Here is a 17,123-nt window from a genome sequence, read left to right on the forward strand (position 1 = left end):
GGGATTTGTGGCCTTAACATTCACGCCTTTTCCTGATCTTGGTAACGACTGCCCGGATTTTCAACTGCCTGCGATTGATGGCAAGACCTACAAGCTTCAAGATTTTCCGAAAGGAAGTCCGCTTGTTGTGATGTTTATCTGCAATCACTGCCCTTATGTGCAAGCGATTGAGAGTCGTTTGATCGTGCTAGGCCATGATCTTAAAAAACAAAACGTTCCGGTGATCGCGATTTGTTCAAACGATGCCGCAAGCCATCCCGAAGATTCTTTTGAGAATCTAAAAAAGCGTGCGGAAGAAAAGCATTATCCGTTCGTTTATCTGCATGATGAGTCTCAAGAGGTCGCGCACAAGTTTGGCGCCGTTTGCACGCCTGATTTTTTTGTGTACGACAAAGATCACAAGCTTGCTTACCGGGGACGTCTTGACGACTCTTGGAAAGACGCCAGCAAAGTGACAAAGCGCGAGCTTTATGAAGCCGTGCAGACATTGATTAAAAACGAAAAAGTTTCTGAAGAACAAACGGCCTCTATGGGCTGCTCAATCAAATGGATATAAAATGAAGTACATCTTAGTTTTCGTTCTCGTTGCAGTAACATCTTTTGGTCTTTTCTTGGCAAATTATCTTGGAGCCTTTAAAGGTGTCGATATCAGTGAAGCCTCTCAAGGTCCTTTTCAAACGGTGTACATTGAACACGTCGGCCCTTATCACAAAGTGAATAAAGTAATCGAGAAAGTCGAAAACTTTATGAAGTCTCAAGGCGCTCCATGCGGTCGCACATTCGGTGAATACATGGACGATCCTCAAGTTGTTGAGGAAGCTCGCTTACGTTCGAAAGTGGGTTGTATCGTTGAAACTTTGCCAGCAGGTCAATTGCCTGAAGATTTTAAAACAGGCGATATCCCGCAAAGAAAATACGTTGTCGCGGTCTTCACCGGCTCCCCTGGCATTGGGCCTTTGAAAGTATACCCTCGCGTGAATGACTACATGGTGAAGCACAGCTTGAAACAAACAGGTGCTGTGATTGAGATCTACGAGATTCATTCGATCACCGAGAAAAACGCGATGACGACGACTTACTTGTTCCCTGTTCAGTAGAACCACTATCACAGGCGTCGTGCATTTCCTCAACGCCTTTTGATGTTTCAGTGCTTTCTACATTCACCATAAATTAAAACGCTCACGCAAACTGATAACGGCTCCCGGAGTCTCTAATCATTCATTCCAACAACTCCAAAAGTTTTGACGGCTCTTCTTGAGTTATGGGCACGACAAAGCAACGCCAAGTTCTGGATGGAGTTATCTCCTCCAAGAGCAACGGGTTTTATGTGATCCGTTTGCAACGCGTATTTTGATAAGCAACGCTGTTTGGAGTTAGAATCGACATGCTCACAACAGCCTTGTGCTCGTCGCCAAACCGCCCTTTTGACATGAATCGAAATCGCAGACCTTAAAGGAGCCACCTTTGGCGCCGATGGCAGTCTTGCGTTATGTTTCTGAACCGACACGAGTCCTAATTTCTGTTTCTTTTCTTTGAGAGTCTTCTTTAAAAGAAGCTGCAGAACTGACAAGGAACTCGTATCAGAAAGTTCATGGGCAAAGAGCTCTTTAAACTCTTGAAGCAGTTTTTGATTTTCTTGATCGAGCAAAGCCTCAAATTTGACAAAGGACTCAGAGGTCGCTGAGTTTTTGACAGCGCTTTCGTTCAACGACGTTTCACTTATATTAAATTTTCCCAACAAGAACTCTGGCTGATGAGATTGCCTTACTAGTTCTTTCTCTGCTTCGCGAGTGGATTTATTTTGCAATCCTTCCAACAACTGCAATTTTTCTTCCTTCGACAATACATGCTGCGCCTGCTTTTCCGCCCGAACGAACGTCTGAACTTTGGCTAGCGTCGTGATGTTTAAATTTCCCGACTGAATCTTACTTTCAATTTCGGGAAGCTCTTTTAAAAGTCTTGCTGCCGACAATCTTCGTTGAGTTTGCCCCTCGGAATATTTGTAATGCTTGATGCACATTTCATACATGGAAGAAAAACCCAAATCCACAAACAATCGTCGAATTTCTATTTCCCCCAAACACTGCAAGACTGCCAAGGTGGTGGTTCTTTCTTTCTGCACGAGCAATTCAGTCTGCTGCAAAAGATCCTGGTCCGTAAGCCTTCTTAAGTTTTGATTTGTTTGATTCATAAAATCCTCCAATAGGAAGAGTTCTACCATGGGTTTTTAAAAGTCGATTTTCCGCCTTAATTTGGCTTTAGAGGCGTCATACTTTCCAGTGAATGACCGGGTATTCATTAACTCCGCAGATCACAGTAACAACAAAATTATAAGCGTGAAGGGCGTTCATAGAATGCTTGCCACAAGCAATGAGAGTTATTCAAAACCCACGAAAACTTGTGTCAACAACAATAAGATTACAAATATTATGCGCCATTGCCATCGGCGCTAACTGTGACTTGCGAAAAGGCTTTGCGGAAGATCGAGCTCAATAAAATAACCAACTCACCTGAATGTCTTACTTCAGGTCTTTCTTCATCATCCTGTTCGTCGTATAGAATCCGGATTTTTCATACAGGGCAATGGCAGAGGTGTTGTGACCGAAGACATGCAATCCTACGGAAGAGCAGCCTAATTTGCGCACCTCGTCCTCCATCAGATTCATCAGTATTTTTCCTAGCCCTTTGCCGCGATGATCTGGCTTTAACTCGATATCGTAAATAAAAGCATAGGGCTTTTCGCCATTAAATTTCTTGGCAATCCATAGAATCCCGACAGAATTGCCTGTTGCCTTTTCGATCACAGAAAAAAGAAATTGGTCTGGAGTTTCTAACCCTTGGGGAAGCTGCCTAGCATAGGCTTCTTGCGAAATTTTGAGTGCGTCCTCAGGACTATGGCCCTCGCCTTTTTGTTTTTCCGCTGCATAGTTACTTATGGCGTATTTCATGTAGTCGGAAAACTCTGGGGCACTCATTTTTCTAAGTTCAATCATATTGAAATCTTGGCTCAGGAAAGAGTCTCCTTCAACTGTTGAATTAAGTTCGACGCCGAATTACCATATTAATTAGGCAACAAAGGTGCAAAAATATGATCAAATTCAGCGGGTTTATTTTTCTCATCACAATAGTCACTTCTCACGCTAAAGCCAACGAGGCCTTCTGCCCTCCTGGTAGCAATAAGGCTTTGCAAAAAATTGAATTGAATAAAATCATTGATTCGCCGGAGTGCTTTAAACGTCAGGGTGATGAAAGCAATGAAGTCATCGTTGATAAAAACAAACTGACGGATTTCGAAATCCTGGCGCGCCTTTCTTTTGCTGAAAGCATTTCGACGAACATGGAAAAATGCGAAAAATACGGTGAAGCTGTTTTTGAAAGTATTGCGTGGGGTGTTCACAACCGCGTGGAGCTTGCGAAAAACAATCCGAAATGGGAAAAAAGTTTTGGCAAAGGTTATCGTGGCGTGATTTTTAAAAAAGCGCAGTTCAATCCTGCGGTTTCAAAGAAATCGACTTACTCAAAACTGTTCCTTGGCCCGACAGAACATCCTCTGTGGAAGGAATACTGGAAGCACGCTACGGAAGCGGCTAACAAAGTTGTGACATCTCCCAATGAAAATCCTTTTTTAAAAGGACCGAAAACCAGTGGCGTTTCAGCGGTCACACATTTTTATTATCCGCAAAGCACTCAGGCAACAAATCCCCCAGTGGAATGGGCTGATTTGACGAAGACGAAAGCTAAGAATGCTTACGTTAAAGACGTGAGTATTAGCGGCACAAAATTCAGCAATGAATGCGTGCAGTTTTTCTCTTACGCGAAATAAATTTCTTCCGCGTAAGAGAAAAAATCCTGCTTAATTAATTTCGTATTCCGCTGTCACTTCAACACGGACTTTGATTTGTCCCGCAGAAACTTCTGTTGGAGCAGATTCTGTTGCATCCATGGATTTCATTGCATAGTTACGAAAAACCGGTTGAGGTCCCACACGTCCTGTAGAATGACTGATACGAGCAACACCCTTGACTTTAACTCCTGCGGCTTTCGCGATCTCTTCTGCTTTGGCTTTTGCAGAACGAACGGCATCACCTAGAGCGGCTGTTTCCACTTGCGCTCTTTTATCAGAATCCCAACTGATGGAATTCACGCTTGTTCCAGAGTCCATAGATTTTTTCTCTGAAACCAAAGAGTCTAAGAAATTTCCTGCATCTTCAACTTTACGAAGAGTGACCGTCAAAGTTTGGCTGACACGGAAACCTGTCATTTTATTTTGACGTGATTTTTGGTCGTATTCGTATTCAGGATTTAAAGAATAGTTGTCCGTTTGGATGTCTTCTTTTTTGATTTTGTATTCATCAAAAGTTTTTTTGATCTGTTTAAACTGGCTTGCGGCCAATTGTTGAGCTTGTTTTGCCGTAGAGGCTTTGCTCCACACTTCAATACCAAGGTTGACCATATTGGGATCAAGACCCTTTTCGGCCATGCCATTGACGATAATCAAGCGGTCTTCGGCATGAGCCACCCCTGCCAAAAGTGCTATTGAAAGAAGACTTGCTGCAAAGATTTTAATCATAATTCTCCCCTTTCCATGGGTCTGGGGAAAAGCATAAATCAAGGAGATCCCCAAGGTAAACACTAACGCAACTATCCATACATCTACCAAACGGCTTTATAAGTACCAAATGCAAGGCGCAAGGAGGAAGCTGTACATTTGTACAGCGACGAGGCGGCAACGCAGCAGTTGGTATTTAGAAAGTCGTTTGGACTTTCGGTGGACGCGCTGACTCCTCTCTTGATCTTCTTTATGAGTTATTTCGATAATGTAACCATCAAGAAACAAGGAGACCCTGTGAAGAAACTGATTCTTATCGGAACTGCTGTTGCTGTTTTGGCAACTGGATGTGCAACTACAAAAGAAAACCCTAACGCTGCCAAAGGTGCAGGTATCGGCGCTGCGATTGGTGCTGTTGCCGGAGCTGTGATCGGCCATCAAACTGGTAAACGCAACGAAGGCGCGTTGATTGGTGCGGCGATCGGAGCTGGCTTGGGCGGTACTGTTGGACATCGTTTGGATAAACAACAAAAAGAACTTGAAAAAATCGCTGAGACAAAAAGAACCGAGCAAGGTCTTATCACAAAACTTAAAAGTGATATCTTGTTCGACACTGGGAAAGCAGATTTGAAACCAGCTGCAAAATCAAACATCAGCCAACTGGCAGCGATCATGAAAAAATACCCAGAGAATGTTTTGACTGTAAAAGGTTACACAGACGATACGGGCTCCTCTATGGTGAACAACCCACTTTCTCAACAACGTGCTGACGCTGTTCGCGTTCAACTTGTTGCTGCGGGTGTTCCAGCTGCGACTGTGACTTCCATCGGCATGGGCGCTGAAAACCCAGTAGACCCTGCGAAAACAAAAGAAGCTCGCGCTAAAAACCGTCGCGTTGAAATCGAAATCACTGTCGACGAATCCAAAGTTCCTAAGGCTTAATGGCCCGCGGCCGCAGAGCCGGAGCGCCCTGGCGCGTAGGCTAAAGCAGCTTCTTAAGAAAAAACCCAAGTCAGATAATGACTTGGGTTTTTTATTTTCTAAAACTCTTTTAAAATCTTTTCTCTAAAGTAAAAAACACAGCCTTATCGCCAAACGCCGTGACCGTCATGCGTGTCGATCTGCGGGTCTGCACTTTGCTGTAGATTTCATACTCCGCCATCACTAAATCCGATGGTGAAGGATGAAGGTCATATCCGTATTCTTTCGGAATAAAAATCGATGCGGAAAGAACCGCTGACAGATGACGATTCACTCCTTTAGAGCGCAAATAGTTGTCTGTGAGTTTCACGAAATAAGCGTGACACCAGCGATTCGACAGATCTCCCTGATTGTGTTTGTTAGAGCAAGCCTGGCCATGGGGATCGCCGTCTGCATTAAGAACATCTTGTTCCGTGAATCCAAAGACGCGCACAGGTTGCACACTTTCATGTGAAGGAGTGACGACCACAATGCGCTTCGCAGGAGTCGCCTCTAAGCGAGTGGTGTTTTCATAGGCCCAAGACTCATGAAGGATAGCTCTACGTACTTCCGGTGGAAGCTGTTTCCACTGGTACGCCCCTTCTGAATCCAGATCTTTTATGTACAGCTTATCGTCTGCGTGAGAAGAAACACTGAACAACATCATGAGGGCCAGCAACACGGTTTTCATTGGGAACACCTTTCAAATCTGCAATTTTTTAAAATAAAAAAATCGCAGGAATTGAAAAGCAAGAAACTCGCCGAGTGAACTTTCGGCATGGGAGGAAGTTATATCTATTTAGAAGGAAATTTCGCTGTTTTCTCTCTAGAGACTTATTCGACAGCGACGACAAAGAGAGGCACAAAAACATTGCACCTCCGTCATTCGGGCTACTACTTTAAAAGGTTTCGCGCCAGCTCCAAGAAGCGGGCTTCCGTCACTTCGGGCGGCCAAGGAATGATCGGGAACTCAAAAGGTTCATCCTGACCAATACCCCATGATCCCAAATCTTTAGTAATCAGATCACGCACTTCCGTTGCCAGCAAGCGACGGTCAATTTGTTTCACCACTTTTGGAAGTGGATATTCCATATTGAACTTTTGCGAAATCGCCCAATGAATGCGTGATTCAATAATTTCAAAATCTGGAAGAAGTGCTTTCACAGGTGATACGAGGTCGCCGATGTAGGCTTCCGTCGCATCATGAAAAAGCATGTGCAAAGCGATCTCTTTTGTTGGAGAAACTTCCGCCCCCAAGCACGAGTGCTGACCCACGCTATAGAAAAAACGAGTGTGACCATTGAAGCGTGCCTGACGAGCTAAAGCACAAGCGATGTCTTCAATTTTCACAGCTTCTGGGTTGGGATCTAAAATATTAAAGCGATTTCCCGAAAGAGTGATCACCCAAGATTTTTCGATGATTTCAGGCTTATTCAACTTGTCTGTGAGCGAAGGCATTTCTAGTTTCATGGAATGACTGCTTACATAAAAGACTTGCGAGTTTCACGACTTTTCTGGCCTAGCTCAAAGCGTTAGGTGGAATTTTCCTGAACACTTATCGGTTTTAAAACCTCTATTTACCGGATGGTAACTTGAGCCCTTGCACACTTACAAACAAAGTAGGCGAAACTTTTTTTTAGGAGATTCAAATGAAACATCTTTTGTCTTTCGTATTTGCTTTGGTTTCTTTATCAGCTCTATCTGCGCACGCTCTGGTCACAGCGGATTCATCTTGGGATGAGATCTTAAGAGTGAAATACCTCGATGTAAAAGCACCTACGGTTTATATGGGTCGCAGTATCGACTACATGTTTGTGTGCCAAGAGGGCGACCGTCTTCGCACGATGAAACCTGTCGACATCACAGAAACGCGCACTTACGGCGATCGCCAAGAAGTGGTGGTTGTTGGCAGAGAAATTCTTTCGACTCCCATCAACTACACTCAAACTGTCGAAGACTGCTTTTGGAACAACAATCAGCGCATCTGCAAAGACGTTGAAATCCACGGTTCTTACCCTTTGACTGTGATGGTTCCGGTTTACCGCCACATCTCAAATCACAATGCGGACCATTGGACTTTGCTCTTTAGAAAATCTTACACTGTTCCGCCTTGCGAGAGCGTTCAGCCCCGCTAAAATCGTTTTAGTGTTCGATAATTTCAATAAGTTCTCAACAAGAGGAGGCTCGGTGTCTCCTCTTGTGCTTTTACGAAGGACATTCTAATTACAACGCCATGCAAAGACGTGATTTTTTAAAGACGACAGTATCCTTGGCGGCACTCTCTTCGATTCCCACAAAAGGCCTGACAAAAGGCTCTGAATGGGTGGCTAAAAAACTTAACGATGACTGGCCGATTGCACGTTTATCTCCAAATGAATCTTCAAGTCTTGATTTTAACGGCGACAATATCGATCGCCCGCACGACATTCTTTGGAACATTGATGGCTACTTAGAAAAAAAAGGCGGCGAACCCACTGTCACTGAAGACTTGGATGTCATCGTTGTTGGTGGCGGTATCGCAGGTCTTAGTTCCGCTTACTATCTTCGTCATAAAAAAATCGCGCTTCTTGAACAAGACACTCGCTTAGGTGGAAATAGCAAAGGCGAACTTTATAAAGACGCTTGTTACTCTATTGGAGCTGCTTACCTTTGCGAACCTGCGGAAGACACTCCTCTTGCAGGTCTTTTAAAAGAACTTGGCATTCACGATAAGGCTCGTAAAGAACATAGCGATGACACGTCTGTGTTTTTCAAAGACCGTGTTGCAAAACCTTTCTGGCAAGGTGCGACTGCTTTTGGTGCACAAGATGATTTTAAAAAATTTCATAAGCGTCTTGTAGAAATATACAACGAAGCTGATTTTAGTTTCGAAGGCGACTTCGCAAAAACTCACGACAAGCTCAACGTGGATGAGTGGGTTGCCAAAGAGTTCGGCGACCTTCATCCACATCTTTTAGAATACTTGCAACTTTATGGATGGAGTTCTTTCTGTGGTTCTACAGAGGAGCTTTCTGCATTCCAATATCTCGGTTTCCTCAGTGCTGAAACCGGGGCGTTGTTGGCATATCCAGGCGGGAACTCTTATGTTGCACACAAAATGGCGCAACAAATCCGCAAAGACGCCGGTGAAAATTCACTGCGCTCTGGTTGCATGGTTTTGCGAGTACAAACAGAGCAAGATTCAGTAACAGTGGTTTACGAAGACGGAATGGGCGTTATTAAAAAAGCGCGCGCTCGTCATGTTGTGATGGCTTGTCCTAAGTTTGTAGCTCGCCGTCTGCTTCCTGAAATGAATCGCGAACAAGCAGAAATTATTCACATGCTTCCTTATCGCGCTTATCTTGTGGGAAATCTCTTCACAAAGAAATCTTTCCAAACTCCGAGCTACGAACTTTATTGCCTTAAAGGCAACGTGCCTCCTGCGCCAACACCAATGAGACGCGGAGATCGCAACTTCTCTGACATTTGCTTTGGTACTTGGGCACAGCAAGATCAAACTGATCACAGCGTTTTGACGTTGTATCACGGTATTCCTTACGACGGTGCCCGTCAGTTCTTGTTCTATCCAGGCTCGCATGACAAATACCGCGACAAATATTTGGCAGAGGTTGAGCCAATCTTAAAATCACAAGGCCTTTCGATGAACGACGTTCACGGACTTCGTTTGACTCGCTGGGGTCACGCTGTACCTCTTGCTCGTAAAGGTATGATTGTCGAAGGAACAGCGAAGGCTGCTGCAACTCCGGTAAGTAAGCTCATTCATTTTGCTAATCAGGACAACTGGATGACTCCTTGCTTTGAGGCTTCTCATCAAGCCGCTTTGGAAGCAGCAGAATTAATTAAATAAGCTGTCTCAAAAATAGAAACTCACATCTTTTTACTCAAGATCACAGGCAATAAATCGATAAAGAACTTATGCGATTTATTGCCTTTCTTTTTGTATTCACAGCAAGCTTAAACACCTGGGCCAACGGCAAGGCCTTTCTGGATCTTGAAGATGACGAAATTGTTTCTGTCTTTAACAAACCAGGGATGAACTGGAAAAACTGCTCAGCAGATCCTGCGTGTCGTCCTATTGCGTGGCCTGATCGTGGTGCTGAGATCGAAGTTGTTTCTCCACCAAGAAAAATGAAAGTCGAAGATCCTTACACAGGCCAAATGCAAGATGAAGAGTACGTGCAAATCAAGTATCGCTACAAACGCACGGTGAAAGGCAAAGTCTACACTCAAGAAGGTCAAGGTTGGGTGGATGCGGCTTACGTGACTCAGAAAAAGAAAAATTCTTTTTACGGAAAAGTCGAAGCTCCAAAAGAATACTGCCTGCCTGGAACAAAAAATTCCGGTGGTCCCAAAGAAATTCAAAAGTCGTTAGAGCCTTTAGAAAAAACTTTATCCCATCGATCTGTGACTGCGGCCGCTGATGCCTTGAAGTCTCGCATCGGGGCTTGTGTTATTAATCCTAAAAATCCACCGAAAAACTTTGCTGCTGGAAATCCTTATGATGCTTACGTGCTTCCACAGTTAAGAAAATCCGGCGTTCCGCCTTTGACAAAGGAAGACGGCACAACCATGACAGAAAAAGATATGGTCGATATCGATGCTCTAGCACGCACTTTGTATGCAGAGATGGCTCGTTGTTATAAACATGGTCTGCACTATCCAATGACCGTTGCAAAAATTGCTGTGAATCGTTCGTTGGCTACGGATCGTAAATCGGAATTTATCAAAGACGATCACAGTTCTCACAAAGGACCTCTGGCCCGCGTTGTGACTTCTCCTTCACAGTTTTCGTTGTGGCTCAAGAAGATGGATGGCAAAACCAACAACAGTCTTTTGCAGGCTCTCTGCCCACCTTCAGATAAGACGAAATCTTTTTGGACAGGTTCAACACCTCCGCCTTATGAAACGAGTATTTGGGAAAACACTTTGCGTATTGCAACGGAAGCCGTGCTTTTTCCAAAACAATTCAACGCCCGCACAAGACAGGTAAAACAGTTTCATTACACTTCAGGCCTTAAAAGTTTTTACGGCATGAAACAAGTGTTTCCTTGGATCGAAGATCGCAAAGTTTCTAAAGATGCCTGTGTGCAAGTCTGGGACGAGGGGCGCAAGTCTTAAAATATCTTGTCTGCCCTTGGAACATCGATGAAAATCAATCCATGACTCAAGAGCAATCTGGTTATGTATTTTTGATGGTTTGTGCAGACATTGGTGAAGCCCAGGTCGTTAAATCATTTCTTGAGTCGCAAGGTTTGCATCCACGAGTTCGGGATGAGCAAACCAGATCCGTGGCTCCGCACTTGGGACAGCTTCTTGGAAGACTAACGCTTGAAATCCCCGAGCACGAATTCATGGAAGCTTCTCACGCACTTGAAAGTCGTGAGCAAGATCGTCCATTAAAAATTGTCGAAGAATACGATGAGAACACTCAAGATTTGGCAAAGAAAGCTCTTTGGAACGCAATCTTAGGTTGTCTTCTAATTCCTGTTATTTGCAATTTTTATTCAATGTCATTGGGCTACCGAGTTTTACGCACCGAAGTTCCGTTGAGTGATAAAAGCCGCAAGCGTCTTATGTGGGCGGTGGTGTTTAACTCTTTAGCGTTTTATTTTTGGCTGACCATGGGGCCGAAGCTGCTTAAGACATTTTTGCACAGAGGCTTTTAATAATACTTGTCGAGGAAGCGGAAGTATTGGTCTTTGAAGATATCAAGTTCCATCTTATTGCCCTCCGAATCCTGCATCTCGGGAAAACTTAAAACGATTTTACCGTCATCGCTTTTTTTATATTCCAAATATTTTGTGTAGAGGACCATCGCATCCTCGCCCGTTCTTTCAGAGTAATACGGCACAAAGAAACTTTCGATCTCCGCCTTGTCCGGCAGAAAACCTTCGACAAGATTCATTTGATTGATGAACGGACGCGGGCAATAGAACAGGCGCAAACGCTGACATTGAATTCTGTGAATCCACGCGTGAAAATTGCGAATGCCCAAAGAGTTGATGCTCTTTAAATCCTTCAAATCGATATTGAGATCAAAATTAGGATTTACTTCCACCCCATCAAGCGCCGACGCGTACTCGTTCAAACTGCCTCGAAGCAGAATGGTCGTGCATTTATCGCTAATGCTGAATGAGAGTTGAAGAGCCATGATTCACCTTTGAAATTCGAAAACTTATCGGACATCGTCGCAGACATATTTAGAATCACAAAGCACAAAGTGCTGCTCGGTCGTAAGCCATTTAAAAAATATTTGAGAGTTGCTCAACTCTTCAAACCCAACTCGACCATCGTCATAGTTGAAAATGAAAAAGCCCCGGGGATTTCGCCCGAGGCTTTTAGTTGATGCTGCTTCAGCCTACGCGCCACAGGCGCTTCGGCTCTGCCGGCGTCCGCCGACTTACAGACCGCGGATCAAGTTCAAGGCACTTCCTGCGCGGAACCATTTCAATTGTTCTGCGTTGTAAGTGTGTTTCAACTCGATGGATTCAGTCGAACCGTCTTGGTGCTTGATGTTCATCTTCACTGGTTTACCAGGAGCAAGATCTTTCAAGTCCACAAGGCTCACAGTGTCAGCTTCTTGGATTTTGTCGTAATCTTTTGGATTTGCGAACGTCAAAGCAAGAACACCTTGTTTTTTCAAGTTTGTTTCGTGGATACGAGCGAATGATTTTGTGATCACAGCTGTGCAACCCAAGAATCTTGGAGACATCGCTGCGTGCTCACGAGAAGAACCTTCACCGTAGTTTTCGTCACCGATGATCACCCAGCCTTTATGAGCTTTTTGATATTGGCGAGCGATTTGTGCGAACTCAAGACCTGTTTGACCCGTCAAAAGGTTTTTACCTTTGCCGATCTCACCTGTGAATGCGTTATCCGCACCCAACAACATGTTGTTAGAGATGTTGTCCAAGTGACCACGGTAGTTCAACCATTTACCACCCGGAGAGATATGATCTGTCGTGCACTTCCCTTTTGCTTTTGCAAGTACGAGGTTATCAACGAAGTCTTTACCATCCCATTTTGTGAATGGAGAAAGAAGTTGAAGACGCTCAGAAGTTGGGCTCACTGCCACTTGCGCCTGAGCACCTGCTGGTTTTTGGTAACCTTCAGTATCAGGGATGAAACCTTTTGCAGGAAGTTCTGGAGCTACTGGAGCTTGCAACTTCACTTTGCCTTTAGGTCCTTCAAGCTCATCAGTCGCAGGGTTGAAATCCAAACGGCCTGCAAGACCCAACGCCATCACGATTTCAGGAGAACCGATGAACGCCAAAGTTTCTGGGTTCGCATCGTTACGTGCGCGGAAGTTACGGTTGAAAGAAGTCACGATCGTGTTTTTCTCGCCTGTCTTCACATCATCACGTTTCCATTGACCGATGCAAGGTCCACAAGCGTTTGCAAGAACTGTTGCGCCCACTTCGTTGAATGTCGCCATTTGACCGTCGCGCTCGATCGTTTTTTGGATTTGTGTAGAACCCGGAGAAACCAAGAACGGTTGATTCATTTTCACGCCGATATCCATAGCTTGTTTTGCTACGAATGCAGCTCTGCCAATATCTTCGTAAGAAGAGTTTGTGCAAGAACCGATCAATGCAGAAGAAATCTTAACTGTATAACCTTTCTCTGCCACTTCTTTTTTAAGAGCCGAGATAGGGCGAGCCAAGTCTGGAGTGTGAGGACCCACAAGGTGTGGCTCCAACGCAGACAAATCGATTTCGTAAACTTCGTCGAAGTATTTGCCTGGATTTGCAATCACGTCAGCATCCGCAGACAAGATGTCTTTGTGAGCATCCGCAATTTTAGAAAGCTCATCACGGCCTGTTGATTTCAAGTAAGCGCCCATGCGCTCATCGTATGGGAATACAGAGCAAGTTGCACCCAACTCAGCACCCATGTTTGTGATTGTAGCTTTACCTGTGCAAGAGATCGAAGAAGTGCCTTCACCGAAGTACTCAACGATTTTATCTGTTCCACCTTTAACAGTTAGCATTCCGCAAAGTTTCAAGATCACGTCTTTTGCAGAAGCCCAGCCGCCCAATTTTCCTTTAAGGTGCACACCGATCAATTTTGGATTTTTAACTTCCCAAGGAAGTCCTACCATTACGTCAGAAGCGTCAGATCCACCAACACCCACTGCACACATACCCAAACCACCCGCATTCGGAGTGTGAGAGTCTGTACCGATCATCAAACCACCTGGGAACGCGTAGTTCTCAAGAATAACTTGGTGAATGATACCCGCGCCTGGTCTCCAGAAGCCGATGTTGTAACGAGAAGACGTTGTCGCCAAGAATTCAAAAACTTCTTTGTTCGACATGTTCGATGCATTCATGTCTGCATCTTTACCTTTGTAAGCTTGGATCAAGTGATCGCAGTGAACTGTTGAAGGAACGGCTGCTTCATCTTTTCCAGCAAGCATGAATTGCAACAAAGCCATTTGTGCTGTCGCATCTTGCATTGCTACACGGTCTGGTCTTAACAACAAGAAACTTTCGCCACGAACCAACTCTTGGTTTTGTGGATCATCCAAGTGACCGAACAAGATTTTTTCCGCCAAAGTCAAAGGGCGGTTCAAACGATTGCGAACGACAGCCAATCTTTCTGCTGTCTTTTTGTAAACGTTCTGTACCATTTCTGGTGACGTTTCGATTTTAGAAGCCATTGTTATTGCCTTTCTTTGAAGAACGCCCCATCCTAATGAAAATCAGTTGAAAGCTCAATAAAAATGCCATGATGGCGTCTTTCGATGGACCCACGGCGCGAGGCATAATGGACTTAAGGCTTTTTAAGAACATCGTCATTCTCACCGGGGCTGGAATCTCAGCTGAGAGCGGCATTCGCACGTTTCGCGACCAAGACGGACTTTGGGAGGAGCATCAAATTGAAGATGTCGCCACTCCTGAAGCTTTTGCTCGAGATCCCGTTCTTGTTCAGCGCTTCTACAACATGAGACGTGCTCAACTGAAGGACACGAAAATCCAGCCGAACGCCGCTCATTTGGCTCTCGCAGAATTGGAACGCCAGTGGGAGGGGAACTTTCTGCTGGTCACTCAAAATGTCGACAACCTCCATCGACGCGCAGGCTCTAAAAATCTTTTGCACATGCACGGGCGCTTGGACCGTGTTTTCTGTTTGCACTGTGATGAGCATTTCGAATGGACCGAAGATCTTGCGGTGGATGAACCCTGCCTACATTGTGGGCGAAAAGGCGGAGTGAGGCCCGATATCGTTTGGTTTGGCGAGATGCCCCATCACATGGAGGAAATCTACAACGCCCTCGACAAGGCCGATTATTTTGTTTCTATCGGCACGAGTGGAAACGTCTATCCCGCCGCCGGTTTCGTAAGACTTGCGTGGAAAGCCAAAAAAATCGAAATCAATCTCAAAGACACAGAAATTTCGTCAGCCTTCGAACAACATTTCATAGGACCCGCTTCAGAAGAGGTCCCACGTTTTATCAAAGAATTTTTGGGGTCCGAATCCTGATCCTCTGCAGGGTATAAAATACAGCCTATTTGAGTTCAGCAGCGGTCTTATTGTTGAATAACCGCCTCCTTATCAATTTTATTGAAAAATACGTCAAATTGACGTATTAGTTAAGGAGAGCTTGGTGACTCGAGTTTTGTATTCGCGGCTGTTCGAAAAGCAGATAGAAAAAGTACCGGCATATATTCAATCAAAAGTAGAGGCATGGACTTTCTCAGTTACTAATTTTGGAATTCACGAAACGGCTAAAAATCCGGATCTTCACGATGAGCCCTTAAAAGGAAATCGAATAGGACAACGCTCAGTTCGCCTAACTAAGGCATATCGGCTTAGTTACCGCATCATTGAAGACAGAGTCCTTATAGAACTATTGGAGGTTCACAAACATGACTACTAAAAGAAAAACCAAAAGAGAAGATGCGTTGACGATGTTAGAACGAAAATTCGGCCGACTCAGTGTTGCGGAATTCTTGTGGGCTTGGCGTGTAGGTGACGAAATGAGCCAAAAACAGTTTGCAAAAAAACTCGGCATATCTGTGCAAAGTCTGTGTGATTTGGAAAAGGGAAGACGCATTCCCTCCCCAGCCCGTGCAGCGAAAATCGCTAAAAAACTGGGCTACTCAGAGCCAGCATTAATTATGATAGCCCTGAGAGACTCACTTCATGCCGCCGGTTTTAATTACAAAGTCACAATCGAAAGCGCCTAACGATTACCAACCAGAATAACAACGGCTGGATGTGATGACTTGGTCGGCTTGCATGTAACGATCATAAGCAAAATATTTTTGGCAATTGTCTTTCGCCGCAAAAGCTGAAGACGCTAACAACAAAGTTAAACTCGCAAGAATTAAACGCATAGGTTTCTCCCTTTTTTTAGAAGAGAGAAACCTAAACCTAAAGATAAAACTTTTGAAAGCCAAACACTTCGTCACTTCCGACGGAAAACGAAAACTCACTGAGAAAATTTAATATCCCGGAGCTCCCGCTTCGGGCTCTCCTTTTTTATGTTCCTGGAAAAGAGACAAATATTCACCGTAGCCTTCTTTTTCTAAATCCTTCACAGGAATAAAACGCAGTGCTGCTGAATTCATACAATAGCGTTTGTGATCAGGGCCGGGACCGTCGTTAAAAAGATGTCCTAAGTGAGAATCCCCTAACTTGCTGCGAACTTCCGTTCGTGGCAAAGAAAGTTGAGTGTCCACTTTGGTTGTGATGTGTTCGGCTTCCAAAGGCCTTGTGAAGCTCGGCCATCCTGTCCCTGAATCGTATTTGTCTTTGGAACTAAAAAGAGGTTCGCCCGAAACAATGTCCACGTAAATGCCCTCTTCTTTGTTGTCCCAATATTTATTGTTAAAAGGTCTTTCCGTTCCCTCCATCTGAGTCACTTCGTATTGCAATGAATTGAGTTGTCGCTTTAAGACGGATGGATCCGGTTTGTGATAGTGAGAGAAATCTTTGCTCATAACCACTCCTCCGAGGCCCCACAACAGGCCTGCCGTTAGAAAAAAGGTTTTCATAAACACCTCGCATATTTCATTATATCTGTTTGATTTTGAGCAGGGTTTATATAAGCTCTGATTTATGAAAGCTTTTTTGATTTTATTTTTATTATTTCCATTCGTAAGCCTTGCTGAGACTGTCATTCCACAAGGAAAATTTCTGCGCTCTTGTTACGTTGATGACTCCGATGCACTTCAAACTTTGCTCAACGCAGAGAATGAACTTTGGACAATCACGCACACAGCTTTTGAAGAAGAGAACTGCCAAACTCCGTACATCATTTACGAAGTAAAATATAAATCGGCTGTTCAAGATAAAAACCTGGATATGGCGACTCTTGAAGCTTCCTACACGCCTCTTTCGGAAATCGTGAGCGAAGCCCTTAATCAGATCGGCTTCTGCGGTTTTGTAGATTGGAAAACGAATGAAAAGAAAGTCGTCACAGGACGCACTTGTGATGATTTTTTCCAACCGCGTGAAGGAGAAATTCTTTACAACATCTTTGATCTGAAAGCCGATGGCGACAAAATAAATTTATTCTTAGGAATACCGACATCTTCTAAAAACGGCAAAACGGCGGAGCGCCGTTTTGATAAGTTGGATCCAAGATTTTACGTTAAGCAATAGT

General features: G+C 44.4%; 20 protein-coding genes and 1 pseudogene. 12 read left to right on the forward strand and 9 right to left on the reverse strand.

The window, feature by feature from the left end:
* Nucleotides 1-7: 7 nt before the first annotated feature.
* Nucleotides 8-556 carry a thioredoxin family protein gene (locus AAAA78_RS12740; protein WP_340592420.1) on the forward strand — a complete coding sequence of 183 codons (549 nt, stop codon included), beginning with the start codon at nt 8-10 and terminating at the stop codon, nt 554-556.
* A gap of 1 nt (nt 557) precedes the next feature.
* The gene (locus AAAA78_RS12745; RefSeq protein WP_340592421.1) at nt 558-1,097 is read left to right on the forward strand and encodes a GyrI-like domain-containing protein; all 540 of its coding nucleotides are present in this window, start codon (nt 558-560) and stop codon (nt 1,095-1,097) included.
* Between the two features lie 113 nt (nt 1,098-1,210).
* On the opposite strand, the gene AAAA78_RS12750 is transcribed toward AAAA78_RS12745, so the two are convergent.
* On the reverse strand, nt 1,211-2,191 hold the full coding sequence (locus tag AAAA78_RS12750) for an HNH endonuclease (RefSeq protein WP_340592422.1): 981 nt from the start codon (nt 2,189-2,191) through the stop codon (nt 1,211-1,213).
* A gap of 328 nt (nt 2,192-2,519) precedes the next feature.
* Complete coding sequence (locus tag AAAA78_RS12755; protein WP_340592423.1) at nt 2,520-2,993, reverse strand: GNAT family N-acetyltransferase; 474 nt, start codon at nt 2,991-2,993, stop codon at nt 2,520-2,522.
* A gap of 95 nt (nt 2,994-3,088) precedes the next feature.
* Here AAAA78_RS12755 and AAAA78_RS12760 point away from each other — a divergent pair, with 95 nt between their 5' ends.
* On the forward strand, nt 3,089-3,823 hold the full coding sequence (locus tag AAAA78_RS12760; RefSeq protein ID WP_340592424.1) for a hypothetical protein: 735 nt from the start codon (nt 3,089-3,091) through the stop codon (nt 3,821-3,823).
* A 30-nt stretch (nt 3,824-3,853) separates the two neighbouring features.
* Here the strand turns inward: AAAA78_RS12760 and AAAA78_RS12765 are convergent, their stop codons facing one another.
* The gene (locus AAAA78_RS12765) at nt 3,854-4,570 is read right to left on the reverse strand and encodes an SIMPL domain-containing protein (protein ID WP_340592426.1); all 717 of its coding nucleotides are present in this window, start codon (nt 4,568-4,570) and stop codon (nt 3,854-3,856) included.
* A 276-nt stretch (nt 4,571-4,846) separates the two neighbouring features.
* Between AAAA78_RS12765 and AAAA78_RS12770 the strand changes: the two genes are divergently transcribed.
* A complete protein-coding gene (locus AAAA78_RS12770) occupies nt 4,847-5,491 on the forward strand; it encodes an OmpA family protein (protein WP_340592427.1) in 645 nt (214 codons plus the stop codon).
* Between the two features lie 109 nt (nt 5,492-5,600).
* Here the strand turns inward: AAAA78_RS12770 and AAAA78_RS12775 are convergent, their stop codons facing one another.
* Nucleotides 5,601-6,200, reverse strand: coding sequence for a hypothetical protein (locus AAAA78_RS12775; RefSeq protein WP_340592428.1), 600 nt, complete (start codon nt 6,198-6,200; stop codon nt 5,601-5,603).
* Between the two features lie 203 nt (nt 6,201-6,403).
* On the reverse strand, nt 6,404-6,979 hold the full coding sequence (locus tag AAAA78_RS12780; RefSeq protein WP_340592429.1) for an HD family phosphohydrolase: 576 nt from the start codon (nt 6,977-6,979) through the stop codon (nt 6,404-6,406).
* 179 nt (nt 6,980-7,158) lie between these two features.
* Between AAAA78_RS12780 and AAAA78_RS12785 the strand changes: the two genes are divergently transcribed.
* From AAAA78_RS12785 to AAAA78_RS12800, 4 genes are all read left to right on the forward strand, one after another.
* A complete protein-coding gene (locus AAAA78_RS12785; RefSeq protein ID WP_340592430.1) occupies nt 7,159-7,644 on the forward strand; it encodes a hypothetical protein in 486 nt (161 codons plus the stop codon).
* Between the two features lie 98 nt (nt 7,645-7,742).
* Nucleotides 7,743-9,356, forward strand: a complete 1,614-nt coding sequence (locus AAAA78_RS12790; protein ID WP_340592431.1) for a flavin monoamine oxidase family protein — start codon at nt 7,743-7,745, stop codon at nt 9,354-9,356.
* Between the two features lie 68 nt (nt 9,357-9,424).
* Nucleotides 9,425-10,627, forward strand: a complete 1,203-nt coding sequence (locus AAAA78_RS12795; RefSeq protein ID WP_340592432.1) for a hypothetical protein — start codon at nt 9,425-9,427, stop codon at nt 10,625-10,627.
* A 41-nt stretch (nt 10,628-10,668) separates the two neighbouring features.
* Nucleotides 10,669-11,175, forward strand: a complete 507-nt coding sequence (locus AAAA78_RS12800; RefSeq protein WP_295901136.1) for a hypothetical protein — start codon at nt 10,669-10,671, stop codon at nt 11,173-11,175.
* Here AAAA78_RS12800 and AAAA78_RS12805 read toward each other — a convergent pair.
* Both AAAA78_RS12805 and AAAA78_RS12810 read right to left on the reverse strand, forming a co-directional pair.
* Nucleotides 11,172-11,660, reverse strand: a complete 489-nt coding sequence (locus AAAA78_RS12805; RefSeq protein WP_340592433.1) for a hypothetical protein — start codon at nt 11,658-11,660, stop codon at nt 11,172-11,174. The two genes, AAAA78_RS12800 and AAAA78_RS12805, sit on opposite strands and share 4 nt — an antisense overlap.
* Before the next feature lie 249 nt (nt 11,661-11,909).
* The gene (locus AAAA78_RS12810) at nt 11,910-14,171 is read right to left on the reverse strand and encodes an aconitate hydratase (protein ID WP_340592434.1); all 2,262 of its coding nucleotides are present in this window, start codon (nt 14,169-14,171) and stop codon (nt 11,910-11,912) included.
* Between the two features lie 107 nt (nt 14,172-14,278).
* On the opposite strand from AAAA78_RS12810, the gene cobB reads away from it, so the two are divergent.
* The 3 genes from cobB (at nt 14,279) to AAAA78_RS12820 (ending at nt 15,702) form a co-directional block, all read left to right on the forward strand.
* Nucleotides 14,279-14,995, forward strand: a complete 717-nt coding sequence (gene cobB, locus AAAA78_RS12815; RefSeq protein WP_340592435.1) for a Sir2 family NAD+-dependent deacetylase — start codon at nt 14,279-14,281, stop codon at nt 14,993-14,995.
* 124 nt (nt 14,996-15,119) lie between these two features.
* The gene (locus AAAA78_RS19710; RefSeq protein ID WP_445291983.1) at nt 15,120-15,392 is read left to right on the forward strand and encodes a type II toxin-antitoxin system RelE family toxin; all 273 of its coding nucleotides are present in this window, start codon (nt 15,120-15,122) and stop codon (nt 15,390-15,392) included.
* Nucleotides 15,382-15,702, forward strand: a complete 321-nt coding sequence (locus AAAA78_RS12820; RefSeq protein ID WP_340592436.1) for a helix-turn-helix transcriptional regulator — start codon at nt 15,382-15,384, stop codon at nt 15,700-15,702. Before AAAA78_RS19710 ends, AAAA78_RS12820 begins: the two co-directional genes overlap by 11 nt.
* Before the next feature lie 3 nt (nt 15,703-15,705).
* Here the strand turns inward: AAAA78_RS12820 and AAAA78_RS12825 are convergent, their stop codons facing one another.
* Both AAAA78_RS12825 and msrB read right to left on the reverse strand, forming a co-directional pair.
* Nucleotides 15,706-15,852, reverse strand: a complete 147-nt coding sequence (locus AAAA78_RS12825) for a hypothetical protein (RefSeq protein WP_340592437.1) — start codon at nt 15,850-15,852, stop codon at nt 15,706-15,708.
* 108 nt (nt 15,853-15,960) lie between these two features.
* Nucleotides 15,961-16,410: pseudogene (gene msrB / locus AAAA78_RS12830) on the reverse strand (peptide-methionine (R)-S-oxide reductase MsrB); the annotation flags it as partial.
* Between the two features lie 166 nt (nt 16,411-16,576).
* Between msrB and AAAA78_RS12835 the strand changes: the two are divergent.
* Nucleotides 16,577-17,122, forward strand: a complete 546-nt coding sequence (locus AAAA78_RS12835; RefSeq protein ID WP_340592438.1) for a hypothetical protein — start codon at nt 16,577-16,579, stop codon at nt 17,120-17,122.
* Nucleotide 17,123 lies beyond the last annotated feature (1 nt).

Source organism: Bdellovibrio sp. BCCA, assembly GCF_037996825.1.
Taxonomy (GTDB): domain Bacteria; phylum Bdellovibrionota; class Bdellovibrionia; order Bdellovibrionales; family Bdellovibrionaceae; genus Bdellovibrio.

Coding starts and splice junctions, on each gene's coding strand:
- AAAA78_RS12835 (WP_340592438.1), top strand. CDS start 16,577: ATGAAAGCTTTTTTGATTTTATTTTTATTATTTCCATTCGTAAGCCTT.
- AAAA78_RS12750 (WP_340592422.1), bottom strand. CDS start 2,191: ATGAATCAAACAAATCAAAACTTAAGAAGGCTTACGGACCAGGATCTT.
- AAAA78_RS12775 (WP_340592428.1), bottom strand. CDS start 6,200: ATGAAAACCGTGTTGCTGGCCCTCATGATGTTGTTCAGTGTTTCTTCT.
- AAAA78_RS12790 (WP_340592431.1), top strand. CDS start 7,743: ATGCAAAGACGTGATTTTTTAAAGACGACAGTATCCTTGGCGGCACTC.
- AAAA78_RS12795 (WP_340592432.1), top strand. CDS start 9,425: ATGCGATTTATTGCCTTTCTTTTTGTATTCACAGCAAGCTTAAACACC.
- AAAA78_RS12800 (WP_295901136.1), top strand. CDS start 10,669: ATGACTCAAGAGCAATCTGGTTATGTATTTTTGATGGTTTGTGCAGAC.
- AAAA78_RS12820 (WP_340592436.1), top strand. CDS start 15,382: ATGACTACTAAAAGAAAAACCAAAAGAGAAGATGCGTTGACGATGTTA.
- AAAA78_RS12745 (WP_340592421.1), top strand. CDS start 558: ATGAAGTACATCTTAGTTTTCGTTCTCGTTGCAGTAACATCTTTTGGT.
- AAAA78_RS12765 (WP_340592426.1), bottom strand. CDS start 4,570: ATGATTAAAATCTTTGCAGCAAGTCTTCTTTCAATAGCACTTTTGGCA.
- AAAA78_RS12810 (WP_340592434.1), bottom strand. CDS start 14,171: ATGGCTTCTAAAATCGAAACGTCACCAGAAATGGTACAGAACGTTTAC.
- cobB (WP_340592435.1), top strand. CDS start 14,279: ATGGACTTAAGGCTTTTTAAGAACATCGTCATTCTCACCGGGGCTGGA.
- AAAA78_RS12825 (WP_340592437.1), bottom strand. CDS start 15,852: ATGCGTTTAATTCTTGCGAGTTTAACTTTGTTGTTAGCGTCTTCAGCT.
- AAAA78_RS12780 (WP_340592429.1), bottom strand. CDS start 6,979: ATGAAACTAGAAATGCCTTCGCTCACAGACAAGTTGAATAAGCCTGAA.
- AAAA78_RS12760 (WP_340592424.1), top strand. CDS start 3,089: ATGATCAAATTCAGCGGGTTTATTTTTCTCATCACAATAGTCACTTCT.
- AAAA78_RS12785 (WP_340592430.1), top strand. CDS start 7,159: ATGAAACATCTTTTGTCTTTCGTATTTGCTTTGGTTTCTTTATCAGCT.
- AAAA78_RS12805 (WP_340592433.1), bottom strand. CDS start 11,660: ATGGCTCTTCAACTCTCATTCAGCATTAGCGATAAATGCACGACCATT.
- AAAA78_RS12755 (WP_340592423.1), bottom strand. CDS start 2,993: ATGATTGAACTTAGAAAAATGAGTGCCCCAGAGTTTTCCGACTACATG.